The 19,606-nt window shown below is 74.6% G+C and carries 16 protein-coding genes and 1 riboswitch; of the genes, 9 read left to right on the plus strand and 7 right to left on the minus strand.

The window, feature by feature from the left end:
• The first annotated feature begins 104 nt into the window (after positions 1–104).
• Together ACH01S_RS05910 and ACH01S_RS05915 are read left to right on the plus strand one after the other, a co-directional pair.
• A complete protein-coding gene (locus ACH01S_RS05910) occupies positions 105–1,430 on the plus strand; it encodes a hypothetical protein (protein ID WP_067886157.1) in 1,326 nt (441 codons plus the stop codon).
• Positions 1,431–1,528: 98 nt separating this feature from the next.
• Positions 1,529–2,647, plus strand: a complete 1,119-nt coding sequence (locus ACH01S_RS05915) for a carbohydrate kinase family protein (protein ID WP_083980367.1) — start codon at positions 1,529–1,531, stop codon at positions 2,645–2,647.
• 3 nt (positions 2,648–2,650) lie between these two features.
• Here the strand turns inward: ACH01S_RS05915 and ACH01S_RS05920 are convergent, their stop codons facing one another.
• Positions 2,651–3,592, minus strand: a complete 942-nt coding sequence (locus ACH01S_RS05920; RefSeq protein WP_067886159.1) for an AraC family transcriptional regulator — start codon at positions 3,590–3,592, stop codon at positions 2,651–2,653.
• An 81-nt stretch (positions 3,593–3,673) separates the two neighbouring features.
• Between ACH01S_RS05920 and ACH01S_RS05925 the strand changes: the two genes are divergently transcribed.
• The gene (locus tag ACH01S_RS05925) at positions 3,674–4,525 is read left to right on the plus strand and encodes an NAD(P)H-binding protein (RefSeq protein ID WP_067886161.1); all 852 of its coding nucleotides are present in this window, start codon (positions 3,674–3,676) and stop codon (positions 4,523–4,525) included.
• Between the two features lie 37 nt (positions 4,526–4,562).
• Positions 4,563–5,066, plus strand: coding sequence for an anthrone oxygenase family protein (locus ACH01S_RS05930; RefSeq protein WP_067886163.1), 504 nt, complete (start codon positions 4,563–4,565; stop codon positions 5,064–5,066).
• A 59-nt stretch (positions 5,067–5,125) separates the two neighbouring features.
• On the opposite strand, the gene ACH01S_RS05935 is transcribed toward ACH01S_RS05930, so the two are convergent.
• Positions 5,126–6,565, minus strand: coding sequence for an alpha/beta hydrolase family protein (locus ACH01S_RS05935; RefSeq protein ID WP_083980368.1), 1,440 nt, complete (start codon positions 6,563–6,565; stop codon positions 5,126–5,128).
• 79 nt (positions 6,566–6,644) lie between these two features.
• On the opposite strand from ACH01S_RS05935, the gene ACH01S_RS05940 reads away from it, so the two are divergent.
• Together ACH01S_RS05940 and ACH01S_RS05945 are read left to right on the plus strand one after the other, a co-directional pair.
• Positions 6,645–7,211 (plus strand): winged helix-turn-helix domain-containing protein, encoded by a 567-nt coding sequence (locus tag ACH01S_RS05940; protein WP_067886165.1) that lies wholly within the window; start codon positions 6,645–6,647, stop codon positions 7,209–7,211.
• 30 nt (positions 7,212–7,241) lie between these two features.
• Positions 7,242–8,081, plus strand: coding sequence for a metallophosphoesterase family protein (locus tag ACH01S_RS05945; protein ID WP_067886167.1), 840 nt, complete (start codon positions 7,242–7,244; stop codon positions 8,079–8,081).
• Positions 8,082–8,105: 24 nt separating this feature from the next.
• Here ACH01S_RS05945 and ACH01S_RS05950 read toward each other — a convergent pair whose 3' ends face one another.
• The 3 genes from ACH01S_RS05950 to ACH01S_RS05960 form a co-directional block, all read right to left on the minus strand.
• Positions 8,106–8,696: a TetR/AcrR family transcriptional regulator gene (locus ACH01S_RS05950; RefSeq protein WP_246237120.1), complete on the minus strand. Its 591-nt coding sequence runs from the start codon at positions 8,694–8,696 to the stop codon at positions 8,106–8,108.
• A 91-nt stretch (positions 8,697–8,787) separates the two neighbouring features.
• A complete protein-coding gene (gene thiC / locus ACH01S_RS05955; RefSeq protein ID WP_067886169.1) occupies positions 8,788–10,536 on the minus strand; it encodes a phosphomethylpyrimidine synthase ThiC in 1,749 nt (582 codons plus the stop codon).
• Positions 10,532–10,645, minus strand: a riboswitch (TPP riboswitch). It overlaps the preceding gene by 5 nt.
• Positions 10,646–10,708: 63 nt before the next feature.
• The gene (locus ACH01S_RS05960; RefSeq protein ID WP_067886171.1) at positions 10,709–11,716 is read right to left on the minus strand and encodes a hypothetical protein; all 1,008 of its coding nucleotides are present in this window, start codon (positions 11,714–11,716) and stop codon (positions 10,709–10,711) included.
• Positions 11,717–11,893: 177 nt separating this feature from the next.
• Here ACH01S_RS05960 and ACH01S_RS05965 point away from each other — a divergent pair, with 177 nt between their 5' ends.
• The 3 genes from ACH01S_RS05965 to ACH01S_RS05975 all read left to right on the plus strand — a co-directional run bounded on the left by ACH01S_RS05965 (position 11,894) and on the right by ACH01S_RS05975 (position 16,333).
• Positions 11,894–13,066, plus strand: a complete 1,173-nt coding sequence (locus tag ACH01S_RS05965; RefSeq protein ID WP_067886562.1) for a sensor histidine kinase — start codon at positions 11,894–11,896, stop codon at positions 13,064–13,066.
• A gap of 112 nt (positions 13,067–13,178) precedes the next feature.
• Positions 13,179–13,838, plus strand: coding sequence for a cardiolipin synthase ClsA (gene clsA, locus ACH01S_RS05970; RefSeq protein WP_067886173.1), 660 nt, complete (start codon positions 13,179–13,181; stop codon positions 13,836–13,838).
• Positions 13,835–16,333, plus strand: a complete 2,499-nt coding sequence (locus tag ACH01S_RS05975) for a mannose-1-phosphate guanyltransferase (protein ID WP_067886175.1) — start codon at positions 13,835–13,837, stop codon at positions 16,331–16,333. Before clsA ends, ACH01S_RS05975 begins: the two co-directional genes overlap by 4 nt.
• A 7-nt stretch (positions 16,334–16,340) precedes the next feature.
• On the opposite strand, the gene ACH01S_RS05980 is transcribed toward ACH01S_RS05975, so the two are convergent.
• Positions 16,341–17,765, minus strand: coding sequence for an aminotransferase class V-fold PLP-dependent enzyme (locus ACH01S_RS05980; protein WP_083980369.1), 1,425 nt, complete (start codon positions 17,763–17,765; stop codon positions 16,341–16,343).
• A 127-nt stretch (positions 17,766–17,892) separates the two neighbouring features.
• Entirely contained in the window at positions 17,893–19,500 is a 1,608-nt protein-coding gene (locus tag ACH01S_RS05985) for an ABC transporter ATP-binding protein/permease (protein ID WP_067886177.1), read from the minus strand.
• Positions 19,501–19,606 lie beyond the last annotated feature (106 nt).

Consider the following 19,606-nt stretch of genomic DNA (forward strand, 5'->3'; position numbering starts at 1 on the left):
TTCCTGCTGTTGCACACCGTATGTCCCATTATGGCGACTGGTCAATACCACTTTGGCGATGTTTGCCGTGGTCGTGGCGCGGAGGGCCGACCTACCGTCGCCGGATGAGACATCTCACGCGCCGCGCCCTGGCGCTGACGCTCCCGCTGGTCCTGCCCGCCGCCCTGTGCGCGGTCCCCGCGCGCGCCGCCCCGCCGGGCGCGCGGGACGGCTGGCGGCTGGTCGCCGCCGAGCCCTTCGACCGCCGGATCGACGACGCGAGGCACCCGTGGCGCCCGGACGGCGACGGCCCGTCCAGCCCGTACGACGTGGACATGTACGACAACGACGGAGCGTACTTCGACACCGTGGGTGGTCCGGCGTTCCGCGCGCAGCTCGCCGCCATGCGGACCTACCGCAAGTCGTTCACCTTCGGCGAACACGGCTGGCTGACCGCCGAGCTGGCCGCCCGCGACGCCGACGGCGACGGCAGGCCGGACGCGCCACCCGCGCTCACGTCCCGGAACGGCGTCGCGCGCCTGGACGAGCCCTCCCACCAGGCGGGCGTCGTGATCCGCTCGACCCGCGACCTGCCCGCCGAGTACCGGGTCGAGATGACGCTGCGCGGCCTCGACTTCGGCGGGCAGCGCGGCGGCTCCTGGGACTACCCGGACGGGCGGATCAACGGCTACTCGCCGAAGGGCTGCAAGACCAACTTCCCGTGGGCGTCCGGCGGCGACTTCGCGCGCCCGGAGTGCGAGTGGGCGGACGTCCGCACCGACTCCAACGGCTTCTACTACATGTCGATCATGGACTACCGGCGGGTCGCGCCCCACAACAACGTCTTCATTCACGGCCACCGGAAAGTGGCCATGGACAGCTACAACAGGTACCGCTACGCCGGTTCGGGCCTGCTCTACTGCAACCCGGTCACCCGCCAGTACGAGCCGTACTCCGCCGGGACGGGCAACGGCGTCAACGCGATCTTCATGACCGACGACCGCCGGTACGCGGCGATGCCCGGCACGGAGTACCTGATGCAGAGCGAGTGCGGGTACCGCAAGGGCGGCGCGATCGTCTCGACCGTCGACCTCAAGCCCGAACTCCTGCCGGACGAGCCGTACACGTTCGCGGTGGAGCGGCGCGGCGGCGCCTACACGATGGAGATGTCCGGCGTGTTCGCGCACGCGGGACGCGCCACGTTCCGGTACACGCGGTCGTTCGTCCAGGACGGCGAGCCGATCTGGCACTACAACCAGCGCCCGGACGAGTACGACGGCCGCTTCGACGCCGACTGGACCTGGACGGGCCCGGGCGGCACGCTCGTCGACCGCGGCACGTGGCCCGCCGGGTCCGCCTACCCCGACAGGTTCATGATCGGTGACCCGCACATGAACTTCTACGAAGGGAGCGCGCGGGTGGACGACATCCGCATGTACGTTCCGGACTAGATGTCGGTGGCGCGGGCTAGTGTCCGTTAGAACGTGCCAACGAACGTTCCCGAGCCTCCCCACGGGGCCTCCGGGCCCCAGAAAGGCAGGGCCGCCTCGTGACCGAGCAGACCGTCCCGGGCCGGCCGCCGGAGCCGTCCCTCGCCGACCCCTGCGCCGAGCGGCGGCCGGCGGGGGAGCGGCTGCGCGGCGACTGGACGGGCCCGTCCCCCGCCCTCGACGTGTTCCTGTCCGGCCGCGTCTTCATGGACATGATCTTCACCGGGCTGCCCGGGCTGCCGCCGCCCGGCACCGAGATCGTCACCGACGGGCTCGGCTCCGCCCCCGGCGGCGTCGCCAACATCGCCGTCGCGATGAGCCGGCTCGGCCTGCGGGTCGGGCTGGCGGCCGCGTTCGGCGACGACATGTTCGGCGCCTACCTGTGGCGGACGCTCGCCGAGCAGGAGGGCGTCGACCTCGGGGCGTCCCGGAAGGTCCCCGGCTGGCCGACGCCGGTGACGGTGTCGATGGCCTACGACTCCGACCGCAGCATGGTCACCTACGCGCGTCCCGCGCCCGGCCCGGTCGACGACCTCGCGGGCGCGGAGCCGCCGCCCGCGCGGGCCTGCTTCGTCGACGTGGACCGTCCGGTCCCGGCGTGGGCGGCGGCGATGCGGCGGCGCGGGGCGCTGGTCTTCGGCGACCTCGGCTGGGACCAGACCGGCGCCTGGCCCGCCGAGGTCCTCGACCGGCTGGAGCACGTGGACGCGTTCCTCCCGAACGCCGCAGAGGCGATGGCCTACACCCGCACCCGCACGCCCGAGGACGCCGCCGCGGCGCTGGCCGGGCGCGTCCCGGTCGTCGTCGTCAAGCGCGGCGGCGACGGCGCGATCGCGATCGACTCCGCGGCCGGGGAGCGGGCCGAGGTCAGCGCGCTGCCGGTGGAGGCGCTCGACCCGACCGGCGCGGGCGACGTGTTCGCCGCCGGGTTCGTGTTCGGCACGCTCGCCGGGCTCCCGCTCACCGAGCGGCTGCGGTTCGCCAACCTGTGCGCCGGGCTGTCGGTCCGGCACCGCAGCGGCTCCCTCGGCTCGCCCTGCTGGGGCGAGATCGCCGCGTTCGGCGAGTCCGGCGAGGTCCCCGAGCGGGTCCTCGCCGACTACGCCTTCGTGATCCCCTTCATCCCCGACGCGGCCGACGACGAAGTCGTCCGCGCCGAACCCACCCTGCGCGGGTGAGCGCTATGCGGGGGCGAGGGCGGTGCGGTACTCCTGGGGGCTCACGCCGTGCTCGCGCTTGAAGGCGGTGCTCAGCGCGAACGCGTTGCCGTAGCCGACCTGGCGGGCCACCGCGTCCAGGGTGGCGTCGCTCTCGCGGAGCAGGTCGGCGGCCTGCGCCAGCCGGGCGCCCGTCAGGTACGACATGGGCGGCTCGCCGACCAGCTTCGTGAACCGCTGCGCGAGGGCCGCGCGGGACGCGCCGACCTCGGCGGCGAGGGCGGCGACCGTCCAGGGGTGGGACAGGTCGGCGTGCAGCAGCCGCAGCGCCGGGCCGACGACCGGGTCGCCGTGCGCGCGGTACCAGCCGGGCGCCGCCGCCTCGGGCCGGGAGAACCAGGCCCGCAGCGTGGCGATGAGCAGCAGGTCCAGCAGCCGGTCGAGGACGACGTCCTGCCCCGGCTCGTCCCTGCCGATCTCCTCGGCGAGCACGTCGACCAGCGGCGACCGCCACGTGTCGCCGCGGACGACCGCGATCGGCGGCAGCGCGGACAGCAGCCGCCGCGTCACCGCCCCGCGCATCTGGTAGGTGCCGACCAGCATGACGGTGGTCCCGTCGGGGTCGTTGCCCCAGGCGCGGACGCCGAGGTCCATCGCCTCGGACAGGCTCGTCCCGTCCGGGGTGGTGCAGACCTGGCCGGGGTGGATGACGATCTGCGGCGCGGTCGCCGGGTCGTCGGCGACGGTGTACGGCTCGGGCCCGCGGAAGATCACCATGTCGCCGGGGGAGACGCGGACCGGCTCGGCGCCGTCCGGGACGAGCCAGGCGTCGTCGCGGACCATCGACAGCAGTGTGAGGGGCGCCTCGTCCTGGATCCGCATCGACCACGGCGGGGAGAGGGACGCGCGGAGCAGGAACGCGCCCCGCGCGCGCGGCCCGTCCAGGAGATCGGTGAGGGCGTCCATGCGGCCAGCGTAGACGCTCGCGTATGCGGGCGAGCTTCTCAACGATGGTGGCCCGGACGGCGCGCCGGTTGACTCAAGGGCATGACGAACAAGGCTCTGAACAGCGAAGACGGCGACGACCTCACCCTCGTCCTCGGCGGGACCGGCAAGACCGGCCGCCGCGTGGTCGAGCGGCTGGAGGCGCTGGACGTCCCGGTCCGGATGGGCTCGCGGTCGGCGTCCCCGGCCTTCGACTGGGACGACGAGGCCACCTGGGCGCCCGTCCTCCAGGGGGTGGCCAAGGTCTACCTCTCCTACTACCCCGACCTGTGCGTGCCGGGCGCGCCCGAGGCGATCCGGGCGTTCACCGGGAAGGCGCGGGACGCGGGCGTCCGGCACGTGGTCCTGCTGTCCGGGCGCGGCGAGGACGAGGCGCGCGAGTGCGAGCGGATCGTCCAGGGCTCGGGCCTCGCCTGGACGGTCGTCCGGGCGAGCTGGTTCGCGCAGAACTTCAGCGAGGACTACCTGCTCGACCCGGTCCGCGACGGCGAGGTCGTCCTCCCGGCCGGGGACGTGCCCGAGCCGTTCGCGGACGCCGACGACATCGCCGACGTGGCCGTCGCCGCGCTCACCGACCCCGCGCACGCGGGCGAGGTCTACGAGGTGACCGGGCCCCGCGCGCTGACCTTCGCCGAGGCCGTCGCGGAGATCGGCCGCGCGACCGGACGGGAGATCGCGTTCGTCCCGGTCGCCGTGGACGACTACGCCGCCGCCCTCGCGCACCACGGCCTCCCCGACGAGGTCACCGGCCTGCTGACGTACCTGTTCGGGACCGTCCTCGACGGCCGCAACGCCGAGCCCGCCGACGGCGTCCGGCGGGCCCTCGGCCGCGCGCCGCGGGACTTCGCCGACTACGCGCGGGACACCGCCGCCAGCGGCATCTGGAACACCTGACACCCACCCCCACCCACGACCACGGATTGGAACGACGATGAAGTTCTCGCTCGCGGGCGTCTCGGCGACGCTGTCGATCATCATGGCGGCCGGCATGGCCGGGACGTTCTTCGGCTTCTCCACCGGCGTCATGCCGGGCCTGAACGCGGCGCGGCCCGGCTCGGCGATCGACGCCATGCAGGGCATCAACCAGAAGATCCAGAACCCGCTGTTCGTCGCGATGTTCATGCTGGTCCCGGTGGTCGCGGCCGCCGCGGGCGTCCTGCTGCTGACGCTGGACCAGAAGGCGGCGGCCGTCCTGTTCTTCGTCGCGGCGGGCGTGTACCTGCTGGGCGCGCTCTTCCCGAGCTTCGCGGTGAACATCCCGATGAACAACGACCTGGACGCCGTGAAGATCCCGGACGGCGCGTCCGAGGCCGCGAAGACCTGGTCGGACTACTCCGGCCGCTGGACGGCCTGGAACAGCGTCCGCGCCGTGGCCGGCTGGGCGAGCGTCCTCGCGATGTCCCTCGGCCTCTACGTCTGGGGCAAGAACGCCTGACCGGACGCGCGGACGCGGCCCGCCCTCCCTCGAGGAGCGCGGGCCGCGTCCGCGTCGCGTCACGGCAGGAGCAGCCCCCAGTACACCGCCCACGGGACGAACACCGTGCCCGCCGTCACCAGCAGCCCGAGCCGGACGCGCTCGACCGCCGGCACCGCCCCGGCCCGCCGCCACGCCGCCGCCGTGCCCGCGACCGCCGCGACGGCCGCCACCGCGAGCCCCTGGAGCGCGAGCCAGGGCAGCGGCCGGCCCGCGAGGACGGGCCCGGGGTCCGGCGCCCGCCCGGCGGCCATCAGGTAGAAGAGGTAGAAGAGCAGGCCGAGCGCCGCGAGGAGCCCGGCGCCGGAGAGCAGCCGGGGCGCCCACCGGCTCACCGGCCGGACCGTCCGCCCGCGCACCCGCCGGACCAGCGCCACCAGCGGGTACGCGGCGAACGCGACGACGAACAGCACGAAGGCGACGAGCTGCGCCCACGCCGACGCCCACCACGGCGACGGCGAGACCTCGGCGCTCCGGTGCTCCTGGCGGGGCGGCGCCGGGGCGTCGGCGACGGGCGCCTTCCCGCTCGTCGCGTCGCGCACCCAGGAGCCCACCAGGTCGGCGTAGCCGGGGGCCAGCGCCTCGCCCCGGGTGACGCCGCCGTCGGGGGTCGTGTGCGCGCCGTGGTCGGCGCCCGCGAAGAAGCGGAACGTGTAATGGACGTTGCCGCCGCGCCGCAGCGCCCGCGCGAACAGCGGCGGGTTGTCTCCCGGCGGCGTCTGGAGGTCGTGGTCGCCCCACACCCCGAGCAGCGGCTGCCGGACCCGGCTCAGGACGTCCTCCGCGGGGAAGAACGCCTCGGCGAACAGGCCCGCGTCCGCGCCGAGCCGGGCGAAGTTCCGCTTGCCGTGGTCGATCAGCGAGCCGGACGCGCCCGCCCGGCGCAGCGCGGACGCCTCGTTCCAGAGTTGCTGGCGGATCGGCGGCATGGCGTTGCCGCCGACCACGATCACGAACGCGACGTCCGCCGACCGGGACGCGGCGAGCGGCGCGACCCAGCCGCCCTCGCTCAGCCCCCACAGCCCCACCTTCGCCGGGTCGACGCCGGGCCGGGCGCGCAGCGCGCGCACGCCGCCGAGCGCGTCGTCCGCGAGCTCGGAGTAGGAGCGGCGGAAGTCGGTGTACCCGACGGACCGCTTGTCGTAGATCAGCACGGCGAGCCCCCGCCGCGCGAACTCGACGGCCTCGGTGAGCAGGTGGTCGCGCGGCACGCCGGAGCCCGAGCCGGTGACGAGCACGACGCCCGGCAGCGGCCCGGCCGCCTTCCGCGGCGCCACGACGGAGCCGTGCAGGGTGAGCCCGCCGTACCCGGTGAAGCTCACCTCGTCGGCGGTCAGCCCGGCCGGCACGGGAACCCGCGCGGACGGCGCGGTGCGCGCGGCCCCCGCCGGGGGAGAGCCCGCGATACCAAGCAACGCGGCGGCGAGGAGCGCCGCCGCGGCGATGAGCACTGTCTTCATGGCGGCGACGCTAGACCACAGAGAAGTCTCTGCAAAGGGTTCTCTGCAAAGATACCTCTGCAGTATTAGACTGCTCCCCATGAAGGACGACCTGGAGCCCGTGATCCTGGACGACCCGGGACGGATCAAGGCGCTGAGCCACCCGCTCCGCCGCCGGATCCTGCACCGGCTGCGCGCGCACGGACCCGCGACGTCCACGACGATCGGGGAGGTGCTCGGCGCCAACACCGGCACGACGAGCTACCACCTGCGGCAACTGGAGAAGTACGGGTTCATCGAGGAGATCCCGGAGCGGTCCGCCGGGCGGGAGCGCTGGTGGCGGCCCGCCGACACCCCGCGCGACCTGCGGCTCCCCGCCCCGGACACGGTCGCGCCCGAGGACCGGGCCGTCCTGGACGAGCTGATGCGCGTCGCGCACGCCGAGGACCTGGAGCTCTTCCGCAGGCTGCCCGCCGAGTACGCGCGCGACCGGTCCTGGGCGCTGCTGTCGCGCGGCTTCGCCCACATGACCGAGGAGGGCCTCGCCGAGTTCTTCGAGGCCTACATCCGCCTGCTGCACGAGCACTCGCACCGCCGGGAGGACGCGCCGCCGGGCGCGCGTCCCGTGCACATCCGGCTCTTCACCGTCCCCGCCGACGAGGACTGAGGGGCGCCTTCGGGCCTTACGATCTATGGGATGAGCGGTGTGCACGCGATCAGCGACCTGCACGTGGGATTCCCCGAGAACCGGGCCTTCGTCGAGGGCCTGCGGCCCGAATCCGGCGACGACTGGCTGATCGTGGCCGGCGACGTCGCCGAGCGGTTCTCCGACGTCGAGTGGACCCTGCGCACGCTTCGCGAACGGTTCGCGACCGTGATCTGGACGCCCGGCAACCACGAGTTGTGGACCGTCAAGGACGACCCGGTCCAGCTACGCGGCGAGGCCCGCTACCGGCGGCTGGTCGAGATGTGCCGGTCCCTCGGCGTCCTGACCCCCGAGGACCCGTACCCCGTGTGGGAGGGCGAGGGCGGCCCCGTCACCATCGCGCCCCTGTTCCTGCTGTACGACTACACGTTCCGGCCGGAGGGGACCTCCACGAAGGAGGAGGCGCTCGCCGTCGCGCACGAGGCGGGCGTCGTCTGCACCGACGAGGTCTACCTGCACCCCGACCCGTACCCGACGCGGGACGCCTGGTGCGACGCCCGCGTCGCCTACAGCGAGAAGCGCCTCGCCGCCCTGGCGCCGGGGACGCGCACCGTGCTGGTCAACCACTGGCCGCTCGTCCGCGAACCGACCCGCATCCTCTGGTACCCGGAGTTCGCGCAGTGGTGCGGGACGGAGCGCACCGCCGACTGGCACCGCCGGTTCGGCGCGGTGTCGGTCGTGTACGGCCACCTGCACATCCCCCGGACGATCCGGACGGACGGCGTCCCGCACGTCGAGGTGTCGGTCGGCTACCCGCGCGAGTGGCGCAAGCGGGGCGAGGCGCCCCGCGGGCCGCGCCGCGTCCTGCCGCCCTCCCCGGAGACCGCCTGACCAGGAAACGCCTGACCAGCCGCGTCAGCCCGCCTTGCCGGAGAGCACGCCGCGGGAGGCGAGGGCGAGGAGCCGTCCGGCGGCGGCCGGCTCCCGCTCGGTGACGGTCGCGATCCCGGCCGCGAGGCGGAGCGCGTCGGTGAACACGGCGTCCTCGGGGACGTCCCCGGCGTCCCGCGCGCGGGCGAAGAGGGCGGCGCCCGCCTCGCGCATCGCGCGGCACGCCGCGGACGGCTCCGGCGGGTCGTCGCGCAGCGCCACCGCCGCCGACGCCGCCATCCCGGGGAACGCCGTCACCCCGGACACGTACGCGCGCAGCCACGCCGCCAGCGCCGCCCCCGGATCGGGGGCGGCGAGCAGCTCGCGCGCGGTCGCCGCCAGCCCGTCGTAGACGTCGGCGAGCACCGCCTCCAGGAGGTCCTGCCGGGTCGGGAAGTGGCGGTAGAGCGTTCCGATGCCGACGCCCGCGAGCCGCGCGATGCCCTCCAGCGAGGCGTCCGCCCCGTCCCGGCCGAAGGTCTCCCGCGCCGCGGCGAGCAGCCGGGCCCGGTTGCGGCGCACGTCGGCGCGCACCGCCCTCACCGCCACCGCCGGTGGCATGTCGTCGCTGGTCACGTGATCGTCGGTCCTTCCGGCGAGTGGACGGGCCGGCGGCGATCCGGAGGGCTCCGCGGCTTTTGGAACGGTCCCTCGATACTAGCCCGAGCTAGGCGGGGGGCGGCCCACCGGGGGAGACCGGCAGGTAGACGCGGCCTCCGCCGTCCCGGAACTCACCGGCCTTCGCCCGCATCCCGGCCGCGAGCGCCTCGTCCTCGGCGAGGCCGTGCTCGGCGGCGTACCGGCGGACGTCGCGGGTGATCTTCATCGAGCAGAAGTGCGGCCCGCACATCGAGCAGAAGTGCGCCGTCTTCGCCGGGGCGGCGGGCAGCGTGGCGTCGTGGAACGCCCGCGCCGTGTCCGGGTCGAGGGACAGGTTGAACTGGTCCTCCCAGCGGAAGTCGAACCGCGCGTCGGACAGGGCGTCGTCCCACGCCTGCGCGCCCGGATGCCCCTTCGCGAGGTCCGCCGCGTGCGCCGCGATCTTGTAGGCGATCACGCCCGCCTTGACGTCGTCGCGGTCCGGCAGCCCGAGGTGCTCCTTCGGGGTGACGTAGCAGAGCATCGCGGTGCCGTGCCAGCCGATCATCGCCGCGCCGATCGCCGAGGTGATGTGGTCGTAGCCGGGCGCGATGTCGGTGGTCAGCGGGCCGAGGGTGTAGAACGGGGCGCCGTCGCACCACTCCTGCTGCAGGTCGACGTTCTCCTTGATCTTGTGCATGGGGACGTGGCCCGGCCCCTCGTTCATCACCTGGTTGCCGAACTCCGCGGCGATCCTCGTCAGCTCGCCCTGGGTGCGCAGCTCGGCGAACTGCGCCTCGTCGTTGGCGTCCGCGATCGAGCCGGGGCGCAGCCCGTCGCCGAGCGACCAGGTGATGTCGTACGCGGCGAAGATCTCGCACAGGTCGCGGAAGTTCGTGTAGAGGAAGTTCTCCTCGTGGTGCGCCAGGCACCACGCCGCCATGATCGAGCCGCCCCGGGAGACGATCCCCGTCTTGCGCCCGGCCGTCAGCGGCACGTACCTGAGCAGCACCCCGGCGTGGACGGTCATGTAGTCCACGCCCTGCTCGGCCTGCTCGATCACCGTGTCGCGGAAGACCTCGTAGGTCAGTTCGGCCGGGTCGCCGCCGACCTTCTCCACCGCCTGGTACAGCGGGACGGTCCCCACCGGCACCGGCGAGTTCCGCAGGATCCACTCCCGCGTCGTGTGGATGTCCCGCCCCGTGGACAGGTCCATGATCGTGTCGGCGCCCCAGCGGGTCGCCCAGGTCATCTTCTCGACCTCGTCCTCGACGGACGACGCGACCGCCGAGTTGCCGATGTTGGCGTTCACCTTCACGAGGAAGCTCCGGCCGATGACCATCGGCTCGATCTCGGGGTGGTTGACGTTGGCGGGCAGCACGGCGCGGCCCGCGGCCAGCTCGTCCCGGACGACCTCCGGCGCGACGCCCTCGCGCAGCGCCGCGAACTCCATCTCCGGGGTGATCTCCCCGCGCCGCGCGTACGCGCGCTGCGTCACCGCGCCGCCGGTCGCGCGGCGCGGCCTGCGCGTCAGGCCCTCCCGGGCGGGGCCGGGGCGCCCGTCGGCCTTGCGGCCGTCGTCCTCGGGTCGGACGGCCCGCCCCTCATACGGCTCGGTGTCGCCGCGCTCGGCGATCCACGCCTCGCGGAGCGGGGGCAGCCCGGCGCGGACGTCCGTCCGGTGCGCGGGGTCGGTGTACGGCCCGGACGTGTCGTACAGGACGACGGCCCCGCCGCCGGTCAGCGGCACCTCGCGCATCGGGACGCGCAGGTCCGGGCGCGAGCCCTGGAGGTAGGTCTTGCGCGCGGCTGGAACTGGAACCACAGGTTCGGTCATGACGACTCGATCTCTCCCTACGCCGGCATTACCCGGTCAGGTTCATGCGGTCAGCGGCCGTCTCAGCCGCTATCTCAGCCCGGTTCGCCGGACCCCCGCGATCTGTCGCCACCGACGCTAACCCGGTCCACCCCCGTTGCCGCAACCGCCGGTCATGGGGTAGACGCGCGCGTTAGGACGGCCGGGGCGCGGCCCCCGCCAGCAGGGGCAGGGCCAGGGTGAGCGCGCGCAGCGCGGCGGGCGCGGACGGGGACCGGTACAGCCGCGTCCCGCCCTCCCCGTCGGCCGGGACCCGGAGGGAGGCGGACTCGCGGCCGTCCACGCCGGTGACGACGTAGCGCCCGCCGCCGCCCCGGGTGGTGCCGAGGAGCATGCCGTCGGCCGCGTGGAAGGACGGCTCGCGCGAGCCCCTGACCCGGCCGATGAGGCGGCCGTCCGCGTCGAGGACGCGGATCCGGTCGCGGCCGAGCGGCGGCCGCTTGAACACGAGCAGCCTCGCCGCGTGGGGGTCGCGGAGGACGACCGTCCGGCGGCGTCCGCAGGCGACCGCGAGCAGGGCGCCGCCGCGCTCGCACCGGTAGCGGCCCCGGTCGTCCACGGTGACGCGGTCGGCCCTGGTCAGCGCGTCCGGCGGCGGCGGCTCGACCTCCTCGCCCGCGTCGTCGACGACGCGCCACGGCACGCCGAGTGTCCCGGTCGCGGCGTCCCGGACGGCGTCGAGCCGACCCGGGGGCAGCAGGCGGCCGCGCAGTAGGGGCGCGGCGCCGTCCTCGACCTTCGCGACGGCGGCGACGCCGGGGGCCGCGGCGGGGTCGAGCCAGACCGTCCACACGGGGTCGGCGACGGGCCAGGCGATGCCGATCGCGTCCAGCGCGCTCACCGGCACGGACGCCCGCGCCCCGCCCCGGCGCAGGACGAGCCCCTTCGCGTCGATCGTCACGACCAGCCGGGTCCGGAAGATCACGGCGGCCCACCCGGCGGCGGCCAGCGCGCCGATCCCGAGGAGGACGGCGGCGCGGCGCGCGTCCTCGGCGTCCAAGGCGCCGGTCCGCGCGGCCAGCGCGGCGAGCGCCGCGAGGGCGAGCGCGGCCAGGCAGGTCCGGAGCGGCCACCGGTAGGCTCTCCGGCCCGGCGCGACCCGGAGCTCCTGCGGGGGGACGGACGGCGGGGGCACGGACACTGTCAGCCCTTCGTGATCGAGTCCGCAGAACTATAGGGGCGCAACCCCCGTTTCACCGGAAAGCACGCGACAGTGATCATCCTGCCCGTCCGGCCCGCCGAAGGGAACGGCCGCCGCGTGTCCGGGTTCGGAGCGGGGCGGTGCGGCGCGGTCCGGGGCGTCGGTGAGAATGGACGGGTGGTGATCGTGCCCCGGGCCGGTGTGACGGCGAAGGACGCCCTGCTCGCGGCGGTGCTGGCGGCCGTCGCGGTGGCGGTGGCGGCGGCGTGGCCCGGCGTCCGCGGCCTGGACGCCGCCGGAGCGCTGCTGCTCGTCGCGGCGCACGTCCCGCTCGCGCTGATCAGGCGGTGGCCGACGCCGGGCCTCGTCGCGCTGGTCGCCCTGGTGCTGCCCTACCACCTGGCGCAGTACCAGCACCACGCGCTGGTGCCCGCCGAGGTGATCGCGCTGTTCGCGTACGCGGTGCTCGGACGGCGGGTCAGGGTCGTCCTCACCGTCGTCGGGTTCCTGCTGGGCGTGTGCGTGGTCGGGATGGCGATGCGGGCGGGCGGAAGCTCCGTCCGCGAGCAGATCGCGGTGATCGAGGCCGTGGTGTCGGTCGTGATCGCCGTCCAGGTGTGGCGGACGCACCGGGCCCGGGTCGCGACGATCACCGAGCGGGCCGAGCGCGCGGAGCGCACGCGCGAGGAGGAGGCGCGGCGGCGGGTCGCCGAGGAGCGCCTGCGGATCGCCCGCGACTTGCACGACCTGCTGGCCCACAGCATCACGCTGATCGGCGTCCAGGCGGGCGCGGCGGCGCACCTGGTCCGCGGCGACCGGCCGCTCGACCGGGACGAGCTGGCCGACGCGCTCGGCGCGATCGCCGAGACCTGCCGGGACGCCCGCACCGAGCTGCGCGGCACGCTGCAGGTCCTGCGCGGCACGGACGCGGCGCCGTCCGGGTTGCCGGACGGGACGCTGCCCGGCACGGGCGGCATCGCCGACCTCGTCCAGGCCGCGCGGTCCGCCGGGATCGAGGTGGACCTCGACGACGCGGGCGCCGGGACGCCGCCGCCGGAGGTCGGCGTCGCGGCGTACCGGATCGTCCAGGAGGCCCTGACCAACGTTGTCAAGCACGCGGCCGCGAAGCACGTCGTGGTGAGCCTCACACGCGCGGACGGCGGCCTCGTCGTGCGGGTGGCGGACGACGGCCGCGGGCCGTCCGGCGGGACGCCGAGCGGCTTCGGCGTGCTCGGCATGATCGAGCGGGCGCGCAGCGTCGGCGGGACCCTCGACGCGGGTCCGCGCGACGGCGGCGGGTTCGCCGTCACGGCCGTGTTCCCGGCCGCGGACGTCGCGGCGCCGCGGTGACCGCGCGCCGGGCGGCCCGCGGCGCGGCACCGGGACGATCTACCCGCGAGGGCTTTCAAACCCTTACCGGTAGGGTCAGGATCAAGGGGGACCAGGGGAGGCGAGCGCGTCGGTGAGCACGCAGAGCACGCAGCGGGAAGCCCCGCAGGACCGGATCTTCACGGTGCCGAACAGCCTGAGCCTCGCCCGGCTCGTCGGCGTCCCGCTGTTCCTGTGGCTCGTCCTGATCGAGGCCGACTGGTGGGCGCTCGGCCTGCTGGTGTTCGCGGGCCTGTCGGACTGGCTGGACGGCAAGCTCGCCCGGATCCTGAACCAGACCAGCAAGCTCGGCGCGATGCTCGACCCGGCCGCCGACCGGCTCTACATCCTCGCGACGCTGGTCGGGCTGACGATCCGCGACATCATCCCGCTGTGGCTCGTGGTGCTGCTCGTCGCCCGCGAGCTGGCGATCGTGCCGATCGCGCCGATCGTCCGGCGGCTCGGGTACAGCGGCACCCTGCCCGTGCACTTCATCGGGAAGGCGGGCACGCTCTGTCTGCTGTACGCCTTCCCGCTGCTGCTGCTCGGCGACCACGACGGGACGGCCGCGACCGTCGCGAAGGTGATCGGCTGGTCGTTCGCGATCTGGGGGGCGGGCCTGTACTGGTGGGCCGCCGTCCTGTACTGGGAGCAGACGCGGCAGCTCGTGGTGGCCGCCCGCGGCGCGCCGCCGCCGGCCGCGCCCGACCCGGACCCCGAGGGCGAGCAGGAGGGAGCGGAGACCCCCCGATGAAGGCCGTCGTGATGGCGGGAGGCGAGGGGACGCGGCTGCGCCCGATGACCGCCAACCAGCCGAAGCCGCTGCTTCCCCTCGTCAACCGGCCGATCATGGAGCACGTGCTGCGGCTGCTGAAGCGGCACGGGTTCGGCGAGACCGTCGTCACCGTCCAGTTCCTCGCGGCGCTGGTCCGCAACTACTTCGGGGACGGCGAGGAGCTCGGCATGGCGCTGAGCTACGCGACGGAGGAGGTCCCGCTCGGCACCGCGGGCAGCGTGAAGAACGCCGAGGAGGCGCTGCGCGACGACCGCTTCCTGGTGATCTCCGGGGACGCCCTCACCGACATCGACCTGACCGACATGGTGCGGTTCCACGAGGAGAAGGGCGCGCTCGTCACGATCGGGCTGAAGCGCGTCCCGAACCCGCTGGAGTTCGGGATCATCATCGTCGACGACGAGGGCCGCGTGCGCCGCTTCCTGGAGAAGCCGACGTGGGGCCAGGTGTTCTCCGACACGGTCAACACCGGCATCTACGTCATGGAGCCGGAGGTCCTGGAGCACGTCGCGGCGGGGGAGCCGGTCGACTGGTCCGGGGACGTGTTCCCCGCGCTGCTCGCGGCCGGAGCCCCGCTCTACGGGTACGTCGCCGACTGCTACTGGGAGGACGTCGGCACCCACGAGAGCTACCTCAAGGCGCAGGCCGACATGCTGTCCGGGCAGGTCGGCGTCGACCTGGACGGCTTCGAGGTGTCGCCGGGCGTGTGGGTCGCCGAGGGCGCGGAGGTGGACGCCGAGGCCGTCCTCAAGGGCCCGCTCTACATCGGTGACTACGCCAAGGTCGAGGCGGGCGTGGAGCTGCGGGAGTACACCGTCCTCGGCAGCAACGTCGTCGTGAAGGAGGGCGCGTTCCTGCACCGGGCGGTCGTCCACGACAACGTGTTCGTCGCGCCGTCGACGAACCTGCGCGGCTGCGTCGTCGGCAAGAACACCGACATCATGACGGGCGCCCGCGTCGAGGAGGGCGCCGTCATCGGCGACGAGTGCGTCATCGAGGCGGAGGCGTACGTCTCGTCCGGCGTGAAGGTGTACCCGTTCAAGACGATCGAGGCGGGCGCGGTCGTCAACACGAGCGTGATCTGGGAGTCGCGGGGGCAGCGCAACCTGTTCGGGCCGCGCGGCGTGTCCGGGCTGGTCAACGTCGAGATCACGCCGGAGCTCGCGGTGCGGCTCGCGAGCGCGTACGCGACCACGCTGAAGAAGGGCTCGACGGTCGTCACCGGCCGGGACGTCTCCCGCGCCGCCCGCACCCTGAAGCGCGCGGTGAACAGCGCGCTGACCGCGAGCGCGATCGACGTCCGCGACCTGGAGGCGACGCCGCTGACCGTCGCCCGGTTCGAGACCGGCCGGGAGGACGCCGTCGGCGGCATCTACATCCGCACCACGCTCGGCGACCCGCAGGGCGTCGACATCCTGTTCTTCGACTCCGGCGGCGCCGACCTGTCCCAGGCGGCGCAGCGCAAGCTGGAGCGGGTGTTCGGGCGGCAGGAGTACCGGCGCGCGTTCCCCGGCGAGATCGCGGAGCTGACCTACCCGCCGCGCGTCGTCGAGACCTACACCCGCGACCTGCTGCGCCGGGTCGACATCGGCGGGGTCCGGGAGGCCGGGCTCAAGATCGTCCTGGACTGCGCGGGCGGCGTCGCCGCGCTCGTCCTGCCGAGCCTGCTCGGCAAGATCGGGGTGGAGGTCCTCACCCGCAACGCCGGGCTGGACGAGGCGAACCCGACCGAGACGCTCGCCGAGCGGATGCGCGACCTGGAGCGGCTCGGCGAGCTCGTGTCGTCGTCGCGGGCCGCGTTCGGCGTCCGGTTCGACCCGGTGGGGGAGCGGATCTCCCTGGTCGACGAGAACGGCGAGCTGGTCGGGGACGACCGGGCCCTGCTCGTCATGCTCGACCTCGTCGCCGCGGAGCGGCGCGGCGGACGGGTGGCGCTGCCGGTGACGACGACGCGGGTCGCCGAGCAGGTGTGCCGGTTCCACGGCGTGCGGGTCGAGTGGACGTCCACGTCCCAGGACGTGCTGACCAAGGCGGCCGCGCAGCCCGGCGTGATCTTCGCCGGGGACGGCCGGGGCGGGTTCCTGATGCCCGAGTTCGGCGGCACCGTCGACGGGATCGCGGCGTTCGCCCGGCTGGTCGGGCTCGTCGCGCGGACGCGCCTCACGCTGTCGCAGATCGACCGCCGGATCCCGGACGCGCACCTGCTGCGCCGGTCCGTCCCGACGCCGTGGGCGGCGAAGGGCGGCGTGATGCGGCGCGTCGTGGAGGCCGCCGGGAGCCGCACCGTCGACACGACCGACGGCGTCCGCGTGGTCGAGGACGACGGCCGCTGGGTCCTCGTCCTGCCCGACCCGGCGGAGGCGGTGACGCACCTGTGGGCCGAGGGCCCCGACGCCGACGCCGCCCAGGCGCTGCTGGAGGACTGGGCCGCCGTCGTCGAGCGCGCCGGGTCCTGAGCCGCGCTCAGCAGCGCTCGCGGGGCTTCAGGCCGGTCGCGTCCGGCTCGCCGGTCCCGTAGGCGGCGGCGAGGAAGCCGGTGAGGCGGTCGACGTCGGCCGTGTTGGACACGAGCCCGAGCGACGCGCGCACCGCCCCGCCGCTCGGCAGGCCGAGGACGCCGAGGTAGTCGTCGAGCGTCCGCATCCGCCGGTGCGCGGTGAGCCGCAGCGCCCGCTCCGGGATCTCGAACGCGCCCTCCCCGGCGCCGGGGTTGCAGAAGCACCCGGTGCGGACCGAGATCCCCGCGGCGGCGGTGTCGCGGGCCACGATCCGCTCGTCGACGACCCCGCCGCGCGCGTCGAGGACGTTGAACGCGACGGTGCCGCCGCGCCGGTCGGTGCCCTCCGGCCCGTAGACCCGGACCAGCGGGGAGCCGTCCGGGTGGCGGAGCGCGGCGAGGCGGCGCAGCAGGCGGGCCGTCAGGAACGTGACGCGGCGGTGGATGAGGTCCATGCCGATGTCCTCGATCCAGCGGATGCCGAACTCCACGTCCGGGATAGACAGGAAGTTGAGGGTGCCGTCCTCGAACGCCGTCTCGTCCGGGGCGAGGACGTGCCAGCCGCCGAGCGCGCTGACGGCCTGGATCGTCCCGCCCGCGAACCACGGGCGGCGCAGCCGCGACAGGGCCTCGCGCCGCGCGACGAGCGCGCCGACGCCGGTCGGGTACCCGAACACCTTGTACCAGCTCACCGGGACGAAGTCGGGCCGCACGACGGAGAGGTCCAGGCGGTTGGCGGGGACGAACGCCGCCGCGTCCAGCAGGACGTCGTAGCCGTGCGCCCGCGCGAGCTCGATCCAGCTCAGCGGGTGCTGCACGCCGCTGAAGTTGCTCTGCGCCGGGAAGACGAACAGGCCGCGCCGGCCGGTGAGCGCGGCGGCCACCTCCTCGTCGGGGACGCGCAGCTCCGGCCCGCAGACGGGGACGTGCACCGTCGCCGCGCCGCGCGCCCGCGCGAACTCGCGCAGCCCGTTCACCGAGTTGTGGTTGTCGCCGGTGAGGACGAGCCGGTCGCCCGGCTCGAACGGATACGCCTCGCCGACGAGGCGGCACGCGCCGCTCGCGTTCGGCGTGAACACCACCGCGTACTCGTCCGGGGAGGCGTTGAAGAACGCGAGGATCGCCTCCCGCGTCCGCTCGACCAGGGCCGTGGACGCGCTGGACGTCGGGTTCTCCGAGTGCGGGTTGCCGTAGCAGCGGCCCGCGAGCCGCTCGCAGTGGGCGCGGATCTGCGCGTCCGCCGCGACGCCCGAGCCGGTGTAGTCGAGATAGGTCTGGCCGCGTTCGTCCAGGTAGCGGTACTCGGTGGCGCGCAGCTCGTCGAGCCGCCGCGTCCCCGCGTAGCCCCCGCCGCAGCCGGACGGGTCGTCTGAGCCGGATGAAGGGCCCATGGTGCACCCCCCGCGTGCATGTAAGCCACACCCTTAGGGAAACGGTCCGTAATTCGGGTGTGACACGCAAGGGGGTGTCCTGACCTTTTTTGGTCCGGCCGGGGACGTTTGTCAGGTAGGCCGGATGTCAGGTGCGCCGGACGATCACCAGCCACGTCCCGGCGAGGAACAGCGCCGCGAACCCGCCGAGGAACGCCCAGTCGGCGGCGACGGCGCGGGAGAACGTGTCCCCGTAGGAGTCGAGCAGCGGCGGGCCGAGCGGGGAGCGCCCGGTCGCCCAGAGCCGCTCGACGCCGAGGCTGTGGCCGAGCCCCTCGAACGCCCACCGGTTGGACATCGCGTAGCTCAGCCAGCGTCCCGGCGCCGCCATCACCGGAACGGGCAGGATCGCGCCCACGAACAGCACCTGCGGGAAGCACAGCATCGGCAGCGCCATCGTCGCCTGCGCCGGGTCGGTCACGGCCGCGGACACGAGCAGCCCCAGCGCCAGCGCCGCCAGGGAGCACAGCAGCAGCGTCGCGAACAGCTCCCCGTAGGTGCCCCAGCCCGCCGGGGGCAGCCGGTCGAGGGCGCGCAGGACGCCGAGGGTCAGCGCGTCCACGACGGCCAGCAGCGGCAGCAGCACGGCGACCTTCGCCAGCACGTACGGCCCGGCGCGCAGCCCGGTGAGCCGCTCCCGCCGCACCACCGGCAGCTCCGCGCACACCTGGAGCAGGCCGTAGGTGAGGCCGAAGAAGAACCCGCCGAACGCGATCCAGAACAGGATCATCACCGTGGCGCTCGGGCTGGGCGCGGCGGGGGAGAACGCCCCCGGGCGGAACAGGACGGCGAACATCGCCAGCACCATCACCGGCGAGCCCGCGAGGACGGCGAGCGTCAGGCGGTTCCGGGTCAGCAGGTCGGCGTTGCGGCGGCTGAGCAGGGCCCACTGCCGCCACGCCCCCACCGGCCGCCCTCCCGGCGGCGGGTGGTCGATGTCGCGCGGCGCGGGCTCCACCGGGGGCTCCGCTACGGGGGCCGCCGCGGTCTCCGCGGGGTCGCCGGACAGGCGGAGGTAGACCTCGTCGAAGCCGTCGGCCCGGAAGTGCGCGAGCGCCTCGCCGGGCGGGCCGTAGAACGCGAGCGTCCCGTCCATGGCGAGGACGGCGACCTTGTCGCAGGCGGCCGTGTCCGGCGGGTGGTGCGTGGTGAGGACGACCGTCGTCCCGGTGGCGGTGAGGCCGCGCAGCGTCCGCATCAGCCCGGCCGCCGTCGCCGGGTCCAGGCCGGACGTCGGCTCGTCCAGGAAGAACACGCGCGGCCTGGTCAGCAGCTCGACCGCGATGCTGGCGCGCTTGCGCTCGCCGCCGCTCAGCGCCCCGACCCGCTGCCCGGCGCGCCCGGTGAGACCCAGCGCCGCGAGCGCCCCGTCGACCGCGCGCCCGGCCTCCTCCGGCGGCGTCCCGGCGGGCAGCCGCAGGCCCGCCGCATAGCGGAGCGTGCGCCGCAGCGGCAGGTCCCGGTGGACGATGTCGTCCTGCGGGACGTACCCGAGCGACCCGCCGCCGCCCGCGTGGCGGACGTGGCCCTCGGCGGGCGGGCGGACGCCCGCGATCGCGTCCAGCAGCGTGGTCTTGCCCGCGCCGCTGCCGCCGATGATCGCGACCAGCTCCCCGGTCCCGATCGTCAGCGACACGTCGCGCAGCGTGCGGCGGCCCCCGTCCGCGCGCTGGCCCACGTCCCGGACCTCGATCATCTCCGCCTCGCTCCCGTCCGGGCGCCCGGCACCGCGCCCCGAGGGAAAACGATGGACGATCCGCCCCCGGCACGTCCAGGAAGGTCAGCCCACCGTGGCGGCGCGG

This window comes from Actinomadura chibensis NBRC 106107 (assembly GCF_001552135.1).
GTDB lineage: Bacteria > Actinomycetota > Actinomycetes > Streptosporangiales > Streptosporangiaceae > Spirillospora > Spirillospora chibensis.

Bases quoted from the DNA above. Each gene is read 5' to 3' on its own strand.
- ACH01S_RS05920 (WP_067886159.1), bottom strand. From the start codon at position 3,592: ATGGACGCCCTCACCGATCTCCTGGACGGGCCGCGCGCGCGGGGCGCG.
- ACH01S_RS05940 (WP_067886165.1), top strand. From the start codon at position 6,645: ATGAAGGACGACCTGGAGCCCGTGATCCTGGACGACCCGGGACGGATC.
- ACH01S_RS05910 (WP_067886157.1), top strand. From the start codon at position 105: ATGAGACATCTCACGCGCCGCGCCCTGGCGCTGACGCTCCCGCTGGTC.
- ACH01S_RS05935 (WP_083980368.1), bottom strand. From the start codon at position 6,565: ATGAAGACAGTGCTCATCGCCGCGGCGGCGCTCCTCGCCGCCGCGTTG.
- ACH01S_RS05925 (WP_067886161.1), top strand. From the start codon at position 3,674: ATGACGAACAAGGCTCTGAACAGCGAAGACGGCGACGACCTCACCCTC.
- ACH01S_RS05975 (WP_067886175.1), top strand. From the start codon at position 13,835: ATGAAGGCCGTCGTGATGGCGGGAGGCGAGGGGACGCGGCTGCGCCCG.
- ACH01S_RS05985 (WP_067886177.1), bottom strand. From the start codon at position 19,500: ATGATCGAGGTCCGGGACGTGGGCCAGCGCGCGGACGGGGGCCGCCGC.
- ACH01S_RS05930 (WP_067886163.1), top strand. From the start codon at position 4,563: ATGAAGTTCTCGCTCGCGGGCGTCTCGGCGACGCTGTCGATCATCATG.
- ACH01S_RS05980 (WP_083980369.1), bottom strand. From the start codon at position 17,765: ATGGGCCCTTCATCCGGCTCAGACGACCCGTCCGGCTGCGGCGGGGGC.
- thiC (WP_067886169.1), bottom strand. From the start codon at position 10,536: ATGACCGAACCTGTGGTTCCAGTTCCAGCCGCGCGCAAGACCTACCTC.
- ACH01S_RS05945 (WP_067886167.1), top strand. From the start codon at position 7,242: ATGAGCGGTGTGCACGCGATCAGCGACCTGCACGTGGGATTCCCCGAG.